Here is a 16,546-nt window from a genome sequence, read left to right on the forward strand (position 1 = left end):
TCGCGACATGCACGGGGAGCTGAATTCGAATGTCCAATGAGGACAAACTCCGCACCTATCTCAAACTGGCGACCACGGACCTCCGCCAGGCACGCCGGCGGCTGGAGGAGTTGGAGGCCAAGAACCACGACCCCATCGCGATCGTGGCGATGAGCTGCCGCTATCCCGGCGGCGTCACCTCGCCCGACGAGATGTGGGACCTGGTCGCGAACGGCTCCGACGCCGTCTCGGTCTTCCCCACCGACCGGGGATGGGACGTGGAGAACCTCTACGACCCGGATCCGGACCAGCAGGGGAAGAGCTACACCCGCGAGGGCGGATTCCTCTACGGAGCGGCGGAGTTCGACCCCGAGTTCTTCGGCATGTCGCCCCGCGAGGCACTGGCCACCGATCCCCAGCAGCGACTGCTCCTGGAAACCTCCTGGGAGGCGCTGGAGCGGGCGGGCATCGAACCGAAGTCGCTGCGGGGCAGCCGGACCGGCGTCTTCGCCGGCGTGATGTACAACGACTACGCCGCCCGCATGCAGTCGGCTCCCGAAGGCTTCGAGGGCCACATAGGCAACGGCAGCGCGGGCAGCGTCGCCTCCGGACGGATCTCCTACACGCTGGGCCTCGAAGGCCCCGCGGTGACCGTGGACACGGCGTGCTCGTCGTCGCTGGTCGCGCTGCACCTGGCGGTGCAGTCGCTGCGCACCGGCGAGTGCACGATGGCCCTGGCCGGCGGCGTGGCCATCATGTCGTCCCCCACCATCTTCGTGGAGTTCAGCCGACAGCGGGCCATGTCCCCGGACGGCCGCTGCAAGTCCTTCTCGGACGCGGCGGATGGTGCCGGCTGGGCCGAGGGAGTCGGGATGCTGCTCCTGGAGCGGCTCTCGGACGCCCGGCGCAACGGACACCCCGTGCTGGCCGTCGTACGCGGCTCCGCCGTCAACCAGGACGGCGCGAGCAGCGGGCTCACGGCGCCGAACGGCCCGTCGCAGCAGCGGGTGATCCGGGCCGCGCTGGCGAACGCGGAGGTGTCCGCGGCGGACGTGGACGCGGTGGAGGCGCACGGTACGGGTACGACGCTGGGCGACCCGATCGAGGCGCAGGCGCTGATCGCGACCTACGGCCAGGACCGGCCGGCTGAACGGCCCCTGTACCTCGGCTCGTTGAAGTCCAACATCGGCCACACGCAGGCCGCGGCCGGCGTGGGCGGCGTGATCAAGATGGTGCAGGCGATGCGCAACGGGGTGCTGCCGCAGACCCTGCACGTGGGTGAGCCCTCGTCGAAGGTGGACTGGTCGGCCGGTGCCGTCGAGCTGCTGACGGAATCACGTGAGTGGGTGCCCGGTGCCGATCGGGTCCGTCGTGCGGGTGTGTCCTCGTTCGGCGTGAGCGGTACGAACGCCCACGTCATCCTCGAACAGGCCCCGGAGGCAACGGAGTCGGCCGAGGAGTCGGAGCCCGTGGCGCCGGCGGCGGTGCCGTGGGTGCTGTCGGGCCGGGGTGCCGAGGCGCTGCGCGGCCAGGCCGCGCGCCTGGCGTCGCTCGTCGAGTCCGGCGGTGCGGATCTGTCGCCGGTCGACGTGGGCCTCTCGCTCGCCGCCGGCCGCGCCGCCTTCGACCACCGTGCGGTACTGGTCGCCGGCGACCGGAACGGCCTGACCGCCGCGACGGCCGCGGTGGCGCGCGGCGAGGACGCTCCGGCCGGTGTGGTCACCGGCACCGCTCATGGAGTCCGTGACCGGGTGGTGTTCGTGTTCCCGGGTCAGGGTTCGCAGTGGGCCGGGATGGCGGTGGATCTGTTGGGTTCTTCGCCGGTGTTCGCGGAGCGGATGGCCGAGTGTGGTCGGGCGTTGGCTGAGTTCGTGGACTGGGATCTCCTTGATGTGGTTCGCCAGGTCGCGGGCGTGCCGTCGCTTGAGCGGGTGGATGTGGTCCAGCCCGTTTCGTGGGCGGTGATGGTCTCCCTCGCGGAGCTGTGGCAGTCGTTCGGTGTGAAGCCGTCTGCTGTGGTGGGTCATTCGCAGGGTGAGATCGCCGCGGCTTGTGTCGCGGGTGGGTTGTCCTTGCAGGATGGTGCTCGTGTGGTGGCGCTGCGGTCGCAGGCGATTGCTGGTTCGTTGGCTGGTCTGGGCGGGATGATGTCGGTGGCGTTGCCGCTGGCGGAGGCCGAGTCCCGTCTGGTGCGTTGGGCTGGCCGGCTGGAGGTCGCGGCCCTGAACGGTCCGACCTCGGTCGTCGTTGCCGGTGAGCCGGAGGCGTTGGACGAACTCCAGGCCGAGTGCGAGGCGGAGGGTGTTCGGGCCCGCCGGGTTGCGGTGGATTACGCCTCGCACACCTCTCACGTGGAGCGCATCGAGGACGAGCTCGCCAAGGTGTTGGCGGACGTACAGCCCGTGGCCGCGCGGGTGCCGTTCTTCTCCACGGTGGAGGGGGATTGGCTGGACACGACGGTTCTCGATGCCGGGTATTGGTACCGGAACCTGCGTCAGACGGTCCGTTTCCAGTCGGCTGTGGAGGCGTTGGGTGAGCAGGGCTTCGAGGCGTTCATCGAGGTCAGTGCGCACCCCGTACTGACGATGAGCGTGCAGGACCAGGCGGAGTCTGCCGTGGTGGCGGGCACGTTGCGCCGTGGTGAGGGCGGTCTGGAGCGGTTCTACGCTTCGCTGGCCGAGGTGTGGGTGCAGGGCGTCGAGGTCGACTGGTCGCGGGTGTTCGAGGGGACGGGTGCGTCGCGGGTCGAGCTGCCGACGTACGCGTTCCAGCGGCGCCGGTACTGGCTCGACGCCCCGGTAGTCGCCGAGGCGGTTGTCGACCCGGCGGAGGCCGCCTTCTGGGAAGCGGTCGAGGGCGAGGACCTGACCTCGCTCCTCACGACGCTGGACGTGGCGGGAGACGCGCCGTTCAGCGAGGTCCTGCCCGCGCTGTCGGCGTGGCGGACGGAGCGGCGTCGGGGAGCAGAGACGGATGGCCGTCGCTACGACGTGGTGTGGAAGCCGGTGTCCACGGCCTCGGATCCGGTGCTGAGCGGAACGTGGCTCGTCGTGGTTCCGGCGGGGCTCGCCGAAGACGCCTGGGTGGCGGACCTGGTCCAGGGGCTGGCGACGCGGGGAGCGCGCACCGTCCGGCTGGTGGCCCCTGCTGACGGGGACGCGGCCGCGCCGGCCGGCCTGGCCGGACTGGTGGCGGACGCTCTGGCGGCGGAAACCGGTCCCGTCGCCGGTGTGTTGTCGTTGCTGGCGTTGGATGGTTCGTCGTCGGGTGTGGTGGGTGGTGGTCTGGCGGGTTCGTTGGCTTTGGTGCAGGCGTTGGTCGGTGCTGGGGTCGAGGGGCGTTTGTGGTGTGTGACGCGTGGTGCGGTGGGGGCGGGTGAGCTGGTTTCGGCTCCGGTGCAGGCGCAGGTGTGGGGTTTGGGGCGGGTGGTGGCGTTGGAGCACCCGGAGTTGTGGGGTGGTCTGGTGGATCTGCCGGAGGTTGTGGACGCGCGTGTGGTGGAGCGTTTGTGTGGGGTGTTGTCGGGGGTGGATGGCGAGGATCAGGTCGCGGTGCGGGCTTCTGGGGTTCGTGTGCGGCGTGTGGTGCGTGCGGGGCGGGTGTCGGGGGCCTCGGGTGGTTGGTCGGAGGGTGGGACGGTTTTGGTCACGGGTGGTACGGGTGCGTTGGGCGGGCATGTGGCTCGTTGGTTGGCGGCGCGTGGGGTGGAGCATGTGGTGCTTGTGTCGCGTCGTGGGCCTTCGGCGCCGGGAGTTGATGTTCTTGGTGGCGAGCTGACGGATTTGGGTGTGGGGGTCTCGGTGGTTGCGTGTGATGTGGGTGATCATGGTGAGGTGGCCGGGTTGCTCGCCTCGTTGGGTGAGCGGTCGGCGGTTGGTGAGTTGCCGCCGTTGTCGGGTGTGGTGCATACGGCGGGTGTTCTTGATGATGGTGTGATCGAGTCGTTGACGCCGGAGCGGTTGGCGTTCGTCTTGCGGTCGAAGGCGGATGCTGCGCGGCATCTGGACGAGTTGACGCGGGGTGTGGATCTGTCGTTGTTCGTGATGTTCTCGTCGATGGCGGGGGCGGTGGGTGGCGCTGGTCAGGGTAATTACGCGGCGGCGAACGCGTTCTTGGACGCGTTGGTGGAACAGCGTCGCGGGCTCGGACTCCCCGGCACCTCCATCGCCTGGGGAGGCTGGGCAGGAGACGGCCTCGCGGCGGGGGAGACGCGGGGGAAGTGGGCCCACCGCAGTGGGTTCGAGGCGATGGCACCCGAGGACGCCCTGGCCGCACTGGACCAGGTCCTCGACCGGGGCGACGAGTTCGCCATGGTCGCGGACGTGGACTGGGCACGGTTCGCGTCTTCGTTCACCACCGTCCGCCGCTCGCCGTTGATCTCGGACCTTCCCGAGGTCATGCGCCTCCTGGAGACCTCCGGTGAGGTGTCCGATCCGACCGGAGCCGGTGCGGGCGGATCCTCCTCCGCTTCACTGGGCGAGCGATTGGCGGGACTGTCCCCCGCCGATCGGGCGCACGAGCTGCTCGTGCTCGTACGGACCCACGTGGCACGGGTGTTGGCACACCCGAACGCCGACGCCGTGGATCCCGACCGGGCGTTCAAGGAGCTCGGGTTCGACTCGCTCACCGCGGTCGAGCTGCGCAACAGGCTGAAGGCCGCCACCGGCCTCTCGCTGCCCGCGACGCTCGTCTTCGACTACCCGAGTCCGGCCGCCCTGGCGGACAACCTGCGTACGCGTCTGGTCCCGGAGGTCGAAGGGGACGCCGGGGAGCAGCCCAACGACTCCCGGGTGCGCGAAGCGCTGGCGTCCATTCCGCTCGCCCGGATCCGGGACGCGGGACTGATGGACATCCTGCTGCGGCTGGCGGAGTTCGAGAGCAATGAAGCCCTTTCCGGAGGTGAGGGTGAGCAGGGACCGGTCGACGAGGAGTCGATCGACTCGATGGATGCGGAAGCCCTGCTCCGAATCGCCTTCGAAAATTCTGATGTCTGATCCATGAATTCTTCGAATCGCCTCAAACGTTCCTGAATCGCCTGTACCTGCGTGGAGTTGGCAATGAGTAATACGTCTCCTGAGAAGATTCTTGAAGCGCTGCGCACTTCGCTGAAAGAAACCGAACGCCTCCGCAAGGAGAACCGTCGGATCGCGGCGGCTTCTCGGGAGCCCATTGCCATCGTCGCCATCGGCTGCCGTTTCCCCGGGGGCGTGACGTCCCCCGAGGGACTGTGGTCCCTCCTGGACTCCGGTACCGACGCCGTCTCCGGGTTCCCCACCGACCGCGGCTGGGACGAGGACCTGTACGACCCGGATCCCACGCGCCACGGGAAGACCTACGTGCGCGAGGGCGCCTTCCTTGAGGGCGTCACCGACTTCGACCCCGGCTTCTTCGGCATCTCGCCGCGCGAGGCACTGGCGATGGACCCCCAGCACCGGTTGCTGCTGGAGACGTCATGGGAGGCCCTGGAGCGGGCCGGCATCTCGCCGCAGTCGCTCAAGGGAAGTCGTACCGGCGTCTTCGCCGGTACGAACGGTTCGGATTACGGCGCCCTGTTGCAGCAGACCCCCGAGGGGCTCGAAGGCTACCTGGGCACCGGCAGGTCCGGAGCGGTGCTGTCCGGTCGGGTCTCGTACTTCCTGGGCCTCGAAGGCCCCGCGGTGACCGTGGACACGGCCTGCTCGTCGTCCCTGGTGACCCTGCACCTGGCCGCCCAGTCCCTCCGCAACGACGAGTGCACGCTCGCGCTCGCCGGCGGCGTGACCCTGATGACCACCCCCGGCGCGTTCGTGGAGTTCAGTCGACAGGGCGCCCTGTCGCCGAGCGGGCGCTGCCGACCGTTCTCCGACGACGCGGACGGCACGGCGTGGGGCGAGGGCGCCGGAGTCCTGGTGCTGGAGCGGCTGTCGGACGCCCGGCGCAACGGTCACCCCGTGTTGGCGGTTGTGCGTGGTTCCGCGGTGAACCAGGACGGTGCGAGCAACGGTCTGACCGCGCCGAACGGTCCCTCGCAGCAGCGCGTGATCCGCGCGGCCCTGGCCGATGCCCGGGTCTCCGCGGCGGACGTGGACGCGGTGGAGGCGCACGGCACCGGCACGACGCTGGGCGACCCGATCGAGGCGCAGGCGCTGCTGGCGACCTACGGCCAGGACCGGCCGGCCGAACGGCCCCTGTACCTGGGTTCGTTGAAGTCCAACATCGGACACTCCGCGGCCGCCGCCGGAGTGGGCGGTGTGATCAAGATGGTGTTGGCCATGCGGCACGGCGTACTGCCGCGGTCGCTGCACGTCGGCGAGCCGTCGTCCGAGGTCGACTGGTCCGCGGGTGCGGTCGAGGTCCTCGCCGAGGCGCGGGCGTGGCCGGCGGTCGAGGGGCGTCCGCGTCGTGCGGGCGTCTCCTCCTTCGGCGTGAGCGGTACGAACGCCCACGTCATCATCGAGCAGGCCCCGGAGCTCGACGCAGCGCCCGAGGCGGCGCCGCCGGTCGCGGTTCCGGCGGTGGTGCCGTGGGTGCTCTCCGGGCGCGGGGCCGAGGGGCTGCGCGGGCAGGCGGCGGGGCTGTCGTCGCGCGTCGAGGGCGATGCGGACCTGTCCCCGCTGGACGTGGGCTGGTCGTTGGCGGCCGGGCGCGCCGCATTCGAGAACCGCGCCGTGGTGATCGGTGGTGGGCGTGAGGAACTGGTGTCCGGGGCCGCCGCGTTGGCGCGCGGTGAGTCGGTCCCGGGTGTGGTGGCGGGTCCGGGCGCCGTGGCGGGTGGCGGTCGGGTGGCCGTGTTGTTCTCGGGTCAGGGTTCGCAGCGGGTCGGTATGGGGCGGGAGTTGTACGAGCGGTTCCCCGTCTTCGCGGGGGCGTTCGATGAGGTCTGTGCGGTGCTGGACCGGGAGTTGTCCGGTCATGTGAGGGGTGGGGTGCGCGAGGTCGTCTTCGGTGAGGGCGGTGCTGAAGGGGCCCTGGACGAGACGGTGTTCACCCAGGCGGGCTTGTTCGCCGTGGAGTGGGCGCTCTTCCGGCTGATCGAGTCGTGGGGTGTGCGCCCCGAGTTCGTGGGGGGCCACTCCATCGGTGAGCTGGTCGCCGCCTGTGTGGCCGGTGTGTGGTCACTGGAGGACGCGGCCCGCCTGGTGGCCGCGCGCGGTCGTCTCATGCAGGCGTTGCCCGCGGGTGGCGCGATGGCGGCCGTGCAGGCGTCCGAGGACGACGTCGTCGAGCTGCTGGCCGGCTACGGCTCGCGGGTGTCGATCGCCGCGGTGAACGGTCCGTCCTCGGTCGTGGTCTCCGGTGACGAGGACGCCGTGATCGAGGTGGCTGCGGCGCTCAAGGCCCAGGGTCGCAAGACGAAGCGGCTGGTGGTCTCGCACGCGTTCCATTCGCCGCGGATGGACGCGATGTTGGACGAGTTCCACGAGGTCGCGAAGGGTTTGACATACGGGCCTCCGCGGATGCCGGTGGTCTCGAACGTGACGGGTACGGTGGCGACGCCGGATGAGTTGTGTTCGCCGGAGTACTGGGTGCGGCACGTGCGCGGAGCGGTTCGCTTCGCGGACGGCGCCCAGGCGCTCAGGACTCAAGGCGTTTCCGTATTCGTCGAGTTGGGTCCTGAGGGGGTGCTGAGCGCGATGGGAGCGGAGTGTGTGCCGGACGGCGTGTTCGTCCCCCTGCTGCGCTCGGGTCGCGGCGAGGAACGCTCGTTCGTCGCCGGTGTGGCGCGTGCGTGGACGCACGGCGTCGCCGTCGACTGGGCCCAGGCGTTCTCGGGCACGGGCGCGTCCCGGGTGGACCTGCCGACGTACGCCTTCCAGCGCCAGCGCTACTGGCTGGAGAACGGCCCGCGGAGCGGGGGCGACGTGACCTCCGTCGGCCTGACCTCCGCAGACCACCCCCTGCTCGGTGCGGCCGTGGACATCGCGGGACGGGACGGGGTCATCTACACCGCCCGGCTGTCGCTGAAGACGCAGCCGTGGCTGGCGGACCACCGCATCGGTGACGTGGTCGTCCTCCCCGGATCGGCGCTCGTCGACATGCTCACCCATGTGGGCGAGGACGTGAACGCCCCGGTCGTCGACGAGCTCGACATCTGCGCACCGATCACCTTCCCCGCCGCGGGCAGCACGACGATCCAGCTGAGCGTGGACGCCCCCGACACCCCCGACACCCCCGATGCCCCCGACGCCGACGAGCGGGGCCGGTCGGTGCGGGTCCACTCCCGGACCGACCAGGACGACTGGACCGAGCACGCCACCGCCACGCTGGCCGTCCGGGACGGCGCGTGGGACGAGAGCGAGGCGCACACCGCCTCGGACCTCACCTCCTGGCCGCCGCGGAACGCGGTCGAAAGGACGGACCTGACACTCCCCGGCGTACGGGCGGTGTGGGAGGCCGAGGGCACGGCGTACGCGGAGCTGTGCCTGCCCGAGTCCGCCGAGAGCGGTGACTCCGATCGGTACGGGGTCCACCCGGCGGTCCTGGAGACGGCACTGCGGCTGACCGTGCGGCTCGGCCTCGTACCCGACCTCTCCGGCATCCTCGACCCCGACGCGAGCTGCCTGGCGCACGCGTGGTCCACCGTACGGGCGTACGCGAAGGGCGCGAGCGCGCTGCGCGTACGGCTCACGCCCACGGGCACGGACACCGTGGCCATCAGCGCCGCGGACGACACCGGGGCTCCGGTGCTCGACGTCGGCGCGGTCGCCCTGCGCACCTTCTCCCCGCAGGCACTGCCCACCGACCACCCCTACGGCCGGGACGCCCTGTTCGAGGTCGAATGGGTGCGGGCCGCGAGCCGCTCGGCAGCGGCCGCGGACGACCGGTGCTCGTACGACGACCTGGCCGACGGCCGGACGGTACCGCCCGTAGTCGTCCTCGAACCCGGGGCCGGCGATCCGGAGCGCTCCCTGCCCGAGCGGGTGCACGCCGTCGGGCAGCACGTCCTGGAGGTCCTCCAGCAGTGGCTGGCCGACCCGAAGGCGGCCTCGTCCCGTCTGATCGTGGCCACCGCGACGTCGCCCGGAACGAACGACGAGCTCGTGGCCGAGTCCATCCGCGGTCTCGTGCGCTCCGCCCAGTCGGAGAACCCGGGACGGTTCGTCCTGCTGGAAGCCGACCGGCTCGACGAGGAGACGCTCCGTACGGGCCTGGCCGCGGCAGGGCCGGACGAGCCGCGGATCGCGGTCCGCGAGGGACGTGCCCACGTCCCCCGCCTGCGCCGCGCCGTGGCGCCCGCCCGGTCCGCCACCGAGCTGCGCCTCGCCGACGGGGCGGTGCTGGTGACCGGCGCGACCGGGGGACTGGGGCGCTTGGTGACCCGGCACCTCGTCGACACCCACGGCGTGACCGAGCTGGTGCTGGTGTCCCGCTCCGGCCGGGACGAGCGGTGGGCCGACGAACTGGCCGCGCTGGGCGTCTCCGTACGGATGGTCGCCGCCGACGTCGCCGACCGCGAGGCCATGGCGGACGTCGTGGGTTCGCTCGGCGACCGGCTGGTCGGCGTCGTCCACACCGCCGGCATCGTCGACGACGCGGTGGTCGCCACCATGGAGGAGGGGCAGTGGCACGCGGTGCTGCGGCCCAAGGTCGACGCGGCCTGGCACCTCCACGAACTGACGGCCGGCCTGGACCTGCGCGCCTTCGCCCTCTTCTCCGCGGCCGCCTCGCCCTTCGGCGGCGCGGGACAGGGCAACTACGCGGCGGCCAACGCCTTCCTCGACGCCCTGGCCGCACACCGCCACACCCTCGGACTGCCCGCCGTCTCCCTCGCCTGGGGACTGTGGGGACCCGAGCTCGGCGGCATGGGCGGACGGCTGGGCGACACCGACCTCACCCGGATGGCACGCCTCGGCATCCTGCCCATCTCCGCCGAGCAGGGCCTGGCCCTGTTCGACGCGGGCCTCGTCAGCGCACGGCCGACACTCGTCCCCGTACGCCTCGACCTGCCCGCCCTCCGCGACAACGGCCAGACGCCCGCCCTGCTGCGCAGCCTGGTGCCGTCCCCGGTCCGGCGCGCGGTGACCAGGGGCGACGCCGCGGCGAGCACCCGCACGGGAACCCCGGCGGACGCCCTCGTCGACCAGCTGACCGGACTGGCTCCGGCCGACCGGCACAAGCACCTGCTCGACCTCGTGCGCGACAGCGCAGCGACGGTGCTGGGCTACGCCTCGGCCCACGCCATCGACGCCAACCGGCCCTTCAAGGACGTCGGATTCGACTCCCTGACCGCCGTCGAACTGCGCAATCACCTCGCCGCCTCGACCGGTCTCGCACTCTCGGCCACGCTGGTCTTCGACTACGCGACGCCCACCGTACTCGCGCAGCACCTGAGCACCGAACTCCCCGGCGGGGCGGACGGCGACGCCGCTGCGGGGCGGGCCGCGGACGGTTCCCCGTCGGCGCCGGCCGCCGCGACGGACGACGATCCGATCGTCATCGTCGGAATGGGCTGCCGATTCCCCGGCGGCGCGAACTCCCCCGAGACGCTCTGGCAGTTGCTGGCCTCCGGCGGGGACGCGGTGACCGAGTTCCCGCAGGACCGTGGTTGGGACATGGCGACCCTGTTCGACCCCGATCCCGACCGCATCGGCAAGAGCTACGTCCGGGAGGGCTCCTTCCTGGAGGGCGTGGCCGACTTCGACCCCGGGTTCTTCGGCATCGCACCGCGCGAGGCCCTCGCCATGGACCCGCAGCAGCGGTTGCTCCTGGAGACCTCGTGGGAGGCGATCGAACGGGCCGGCATCGACCCGTCCACGCTGCGCGGCAGCCGGACCGGTGTCTTCGCCGGAACGAACGGCCAGGACTACAGCGCCCTGTTGTTCCGCTCGCCCAACGAGTCGGACGGCTACCTCGCCACCGGAATCTCCGCCAGCGTGGTGTCCGGCCGCCTCTCCTACACCTTCGGCCTCGAAGGCCCGGCGGTGTCGGTGGACACCGCTTGCTCCTCCTCCCTGGTCACCCTGCACCTGGCCGCCCAGGCGCTGCGTGCGGGGGAGTGCACGCTCGCCCTGGCGGGTGGTGTCACGGTCATGTCCACTCCGGGCCTGTTCGTGGAGTTCAGCCGCCAGCGGGCCCTCTCGTCAGACGGCCGCTGCAGGCCGTTCTCCGACGACGCGAACGGCACGGGCTGGGGCGAAGGCGCCGGCATGGTGTTGCTGGAGCGGCTGTCGGACGCCCGGCGCAACGGTCACCCCGTGTTGGCGGTGGTGCGTGGTTCCGCGGTGAACCAGGACGGTGCGAGCAACGGTCTGACCGCGCCGAACGGTCCGGCGCAGCAGCGGGTGATCCGGGCCGCGTTGGCGAGTGCGGGTGTGTCCGCGGCCGATGTGGACGTGGTCGAGGCGCACGGTACGGCGACGACGCTGGGCGACCCGATCGAGGCGCAGGCGCTGCTGGCGACGTACGGACAGAACCGTCCGGCCGAACGGCCGCTGTATCTCGGTTCGTTGAAGTCGAACATCGGTCATACGCAGGCCGCCGCGGGTGTGGCCGGTGTGATCAAGATGGTGCAGGCGCTGCGGCACGGGATCATGCCGGAGTCGCTGCACGTGGGTGAGCGGTCGTCGAAGGTGGATTGGTCGGCGGGTGCGGTCGAGTTGCTGAGCGAGGCGCGCGAGTGGGTGCCCGGTGCGGCTGACCAGGTCCGTCGTGCGGGTGTGTCGTCGTTCGGTGTGAGCGGTACGAACGCCCACGTGATCCTTGAGCAGGCCCCTGAGGTTGAGGTCGCCGAGGTCCCCGAGTCCGTCGCGCCGGTGACGGTGCCGTGGGTGGTGTCCGGCCGTGGGGCCGAGGCCGTGCGGGATCAGGCTGGTCGGCTCCTGTCGCTCGTCGAGTCCGGCGATGCGGGTCTGTCGCCGGTGGACGTGGGGTGGTCGTTGGCCGCGGGGCGGGCGGAGTTCGAGAACCGTGCCGTGGTGATCGGTGGTGGCCTCGGTGAACTCGCTTCTGGTGTAGGCGCGTTGAGTGAGGGTCTGCCGGCTTCGGGTCTGGTGGAGGGTGTGGTTTCGGGGTCCGGTGGCCGGGTGGTGTTCGTGTTCCCGGGTCAGGGTTCGCAGTGGGCCGGCATGGCGGTGGATCTGCTGGATTCCTCGCCGGTGTTCGCGGCGCGGATGGCCGAGGCTGGTCGAGCGCTGGCTGAGTTCGTGGACTGGGATCTGCTCGATGTGGTTCGCCAGGTCGAGGGCGTGCCGTCGCTTGAGCGGGTGGACGTGGTCCAGCCCGTCTCCTGGGCGGTGATGGTTTCCCTCGCGGAGCTGTGGCAGTCCTTCGGTGTGAAGCCTTCCGCCGTGGTGGGTCATTCGCAGGGCGAGATCGCCGCGGCCTGCGTCGCGGGCGGGCTGTCTTTGCGGGATGGTGCTCGTGTGGTGGCGCTGCGTTCGCAGGCGATCGCGGGAAGCCTGGCTGGGTTCGGCGGGATGATGTCGGTGGCGTTGCCGCTGGCGGAGGTCGAGTCTCGTCTGGTGCGTTGGGAGGGTCGGCTTGAGGTCGCGGCCCTGAACGGTCCGACCTCGGTCGTCGTCGCCGGTGAGCCGGAGGCGTTGGACGAGCTCCAGGCGGAGTGCGAGGCGGAGGGTGTTCGGGCTCGCCGGGTTGCGGTGGATTACGCCTCGCACACCTCTCACGTGGAGCGCATCGAGGACGAGCTGGCCAAGGTGTTGGCGGACGTGCAGCCCGTGGCTGCGCGGGTTCCGTTCTTCTCCACGGTGGAGGGTGACTGGCTGGACACGACGGTTCTCGATGCCGGGTATTGGTACCGCAATCTGCGCCAGACGGTCCGCTTCCAGGGCGCGATCGAGGACTTGGTCGCACAAGGTCACGGCACCTTCATCGAGGTCAGCGCACACCCCGTACTGACCATGAGCGTCCAGGACCAGGCCGAATCCGCAGTCGTGGCGGGCACGCTGCGCCGCAATGACGGCGGCCTGGATCGCTTCTACGCCTCGCTCGCCGAGGTATGGGTCCAGGGCGTCGAGGTCGACTGGGCGCGGGTGTTCCAGGGGACGGGTGCGGCGCGGGTCGAGCTGCCGACGTACGCGTTCCAGCGGCGCCGGTACTGGCTCGACGCCGGTACCGCCGTCACCGGCGACATGGCCTCGGTGGGTCTGCTGCCCGCCGACCACCCCTTCCTCGGCGCCGCGATCGAGCTGCCCGGCTCGGACGGGATCGTCCTCACCGGACGGCTGTCGGCGCAGGCACACACCTGGCTGCCGGCACAGGGCGCGGAAGGGGCCGGGCCGCTGCCCGCGACGGCGTTCGTGGAGATGGCGCTGAGGGCCGGCGACGAGGTCGGCTGCGACGTGGTCGACGAGCTGACGCTCCGGGCGCCCCTCGTACTGCCCGGGCAGGGCGGTGTCCAACTCCGGGTGCGAGCCGCGGAGCCGGACTGGACGGGGCGCCGCAAGTTCAGCGTCCATTCGCGGACCGAGGCCGGATCGACCGACGCGCCGTGGGTGTGCCACGCCACGGGCGTGCTGGCGACCGGCGACGGGTCGGCGCCGGCATGGGACCTGGTGTCCTGGCCGCCGGCAGGAGCCGTGGCAGTGGAGAACGAGGAGCTGGACGGCCTCTGGCAGGGGGCCGACGGTGACGTGTTCGCCGAGGTGAGCCTGCCCGGAGCGGACGAGCAGCAAGGGGAGGCGGCCCGCTACGGTCTGCACCCGGCGCTCTTCGACGCCGCCCTGGACGCCGCTCGGGTCCTCGCGGGCGCGGGGGAGGAGATGGGCGCGAACGGATCGTGGCTCCCCTCCTCCTGGCAGGGTGTCGCGCTGCACGCCGTCGGCGCCGCGGCGCTGCGGGTGCGGATCACCGGCACCGGACGACTCGGCGTGTTCTCGGTCGCCTTGGCCGATGCGGCCGGTGCCCCCGTGGCGTCGGTCGAGGCGCTCGCGCTGACCCCGCCGGACGGGGCAGGGACCGGTGGTGACGCCACGGCCCCTCAGGGGGAGTCGGGGCGGCCCGCCACGCGTCGCAGCGGGCCCCGGCGGACCGCCGCAGCGGTCGGTGCGACCGGCACCGGCGGTGGAACTGACCTGCGGCGGCGGCTGGCCGGGCTCGCGGACGCGGACCAGATCCAGCTGCTGTCCGACCTGGTGCGTGCCGAGACGGCCGTGGTCCTGGGGCACCCCGGGCCCGAGACCGTGGACCTCCACCGGGGGTTCTTCGAGCAGGGCTTCAACTCGCTGATGTCGGTGGACCTGCGCAACCGGCTCGGTGCGCGGACCGGGCTGCGCCTGCCGACCGGCTTCCTCTTCGAGTACACGAAGCCGACGTCGGTGGTCGCCCACCTGCAGAAGGTGCTGACCGCCCCCGACGCGTCCGACACCTCGTCCGGCCCGGCGAGCCCCGGTACGCGGGCCCCGGCGCCGGCCGGAGGCATCGAGGCGATGTTCCGTCAGGCGCACGCCAGCGGGCAGCACACGGCGGGCAACGAGCTGATCATGGCGGCGTCGAGCCTTCGGGCCGCCTTCGACAGCGGGTCGGCCGCCGAGCACCTGCCGGAGCCCGTGCGGCTGGCCGTCGGGCCGGCGCGGCCCACGCTGTTCTGCCTCCCCGCCGTGGTGGCGACCGCGGGCCCCCAGCAGTACACCCGCTTCGCCGAGCACTTCCGTGACCGGCGCGACGTGACGGTCGTACCGCAGCCCGGATACCTGGAGGGCGAGAGCATTCCGGCCGACATGGCGGCGCTCGTCGAACTCCACGCCCAGGCACTGGTGCGGGCGGCCGGGGACGATCCGTTCGTGCTCGTGGGCCACTCCGCCGGCGGTCAGATCGCCCACGCCGTCACCGCGCACCTGGAGGAACTCGGCACCGCTCCCGCGGCGTTGGTCCTGCTGGACGTGCCCTGGCCCGACGACGACGAGGTCAACAACGACGTCGGCGTGGCGATGCTGGGCGTGGTCTTCGACCGCGAGGCGAAGCTGGGCGGCGGCATCATGAACGACACCCGGCTGAGTGCCATGGGCGGATACCACCGGATCCTCGGTGGCTGGCGCCCCGAGCCCATCAAGACGCCCACGCTGCTCGTCCGTGCCACCGAGCCGATGTGGACCGCCTCCGGCGACCCGGAGCAGGCGCACGTGCTGCACATCGACTGGAAGCTGGAGCACACCGCCAGGGAAGTGGCGAGCGACCACTTCGGCATCGTGGAAGAGCACGCGGAAGCCACGGCGCGCGTCGTGGAGGCATGGCTCGACGACATGGCCTGAGGGTTCGTTTCGACGCCGGCCAACAGTAAGAGAATTCCTTTCGATCGCCGGTCCTCGACCGTCGATCTCTGACCTCTGACCTCTGATCTTTGTCTGATCTTTGATCGCACATTCGCACATTCGCGTATTCCGCATGTGCGCGGACGCGTGAATTCGTGCAGTGAACTGGAGACATTCCCTTGAAGAAGCACATAGCCGTACTCGGCGCCCCCTACCAGGGACACGTGAACCCCACCCTCGCGGTGGTCGCCGACCTGGTGGGACGAGGACACCGGATCACGTACATCACGACGGAGCAGTTCTCCGGAGCGGTGTCGGCGGCCGGCGCCAAGGTCGTCACGTACGAATCGGTCTGGCCCGCCAACCGCAGCGTGCCGGCGGAGATGACGGCCGAAGAAATGGTGAAGGGTCCGCTCCAGCTCCTCCGGGAGAACATCGCGGTCGCGACCGCCGCCGAGGGCGAACTCGCCGCGGACCTGCCCGATCTCGTGCTGTACGACACGCTCATGAACTTCGGCGCGCGCGCCCTCGCCGAGAAGTGGGAGACGCCGGCCGCGCAGATCATTCCGCTGCTCGCGTCGAACGAGCACTTCTCGGTGATCCAGGCGCTGTCGGAGGAATTCCCCGCCATCGACCCGCAGCACCCGGCGCTGGTCGAATTCGGCATGAAGCTCGTCGAGTTCCGGGCCGGACACGGCCTGCCCGCACCGGGCCCCGGTGACTTCCTCGCCGCGTCGGAGGACCTCAACCTGGTCTGCGTCGCCGCGGACTTCCAGCCCGCCGCCGAGACCTTCGACGACCGCTACGTCTTCGTCGGCCCCGGCCTCGCCGCCCCGGAGACCCGGCCGACGTGGACCCCGCCGCAGGGCGGTGCGCCCGTGCTGCTGATCGCACTCGGCACGCTCTTCAACGAGCGTCCGGACTTCTACCGCGCGTGCGCCGAGGCGTTCGCGGACCTGCCCTGGCACGTGGTGATGGCGACCGGCGACCACGTCGACCCGTCGGACCTCGGTGACCTGCCCGCCCACTTCGAGGTGCACCGGCAGGTGCCGCAGCTCGCCGTGCTGGAGCACGCCGACGTCTTCGTGACGCACGCGGGCATCCGCAGCACGATGGAGTCGCTCGCCGCCGGTACGCCCCTGGTGGCCGTCGCGCAGTCGGTGGAGCTGGACTTCAACGCGCGCCGCATCGCCGACCTGGGCATCGGTGTCCGGATCGCCCGCCAGGAGGTCACCCCCGAGGCCCTTCGCGCGGCCGTGCTCAAGGCGGCCGGGGACGCGGAGATCCAGCAGCGGGTGGCCGACATGGCGGAGCGGGTCCGTGCGGCCGGCGGCGCGACCCGCGCCGCCGACGAGATCGAGGCGTACCTTGCTCGGCGCTGA

Annotated in this window: 3 protein-coding genes; all 3 read left to right on the forward strand. The window is 71.3% G+C overall.

The window, feature by feature from the left end; genetic code table 11:
- The first annotated feature begins 29 nt into the window (after positions 1 to 29).
- Positions 30 to 4,973: a type I polyketide synthase gene (locus ACZ4UB_RS27375; protein WP_468074061.1), complete on the forward strand. Its 4,944-nt coding sequence runs from the start codon at positions 30 to 32 to the stop codon at positions 4,971 to 4,973.
- 51 nt (positions 4,974 to 5,024) lie between these two features.
- Positions 5,025 to 15,164: an SDR family NAD(P)-dependent oxidoreductase gene (locus ACZ4UB_RS27380; protein ID WP_468074063.1), complete on the forward strand. Its 10,140-nt coding sequence runs from the start codon at positions 5,025 to 5,027 to the stop codon at positions 15,162 to 15,164.
- A gap of 179 nt (positions 15,165 to 15,343) precedes the next feature.
- The gene (locus tag ACZ4UB_RS27385) at positions 15,344 to 16,546 is read left to right on the forward strand and encodes a macrolide family glycosyltransferase (protein ID WP_468074065.1); all 1,203 of its coding nucleotides are present in this window, start codon (positions 15,344 to 15,346) and stop codon (positions 16,544 to 16,546) included.

This window comes from Streptomyces sp. NPDC028419 (genome assembly GCF_055565515.1).

Coding starts and splice junctions, on each gene's coding strand:
- ACZ4UB_RS27375 (WP_468074061.1), top strand. CDS start 30: ATGTCCAATGAGGACAAACTCCGCACCTATCTCAAACTGGCGACCACG.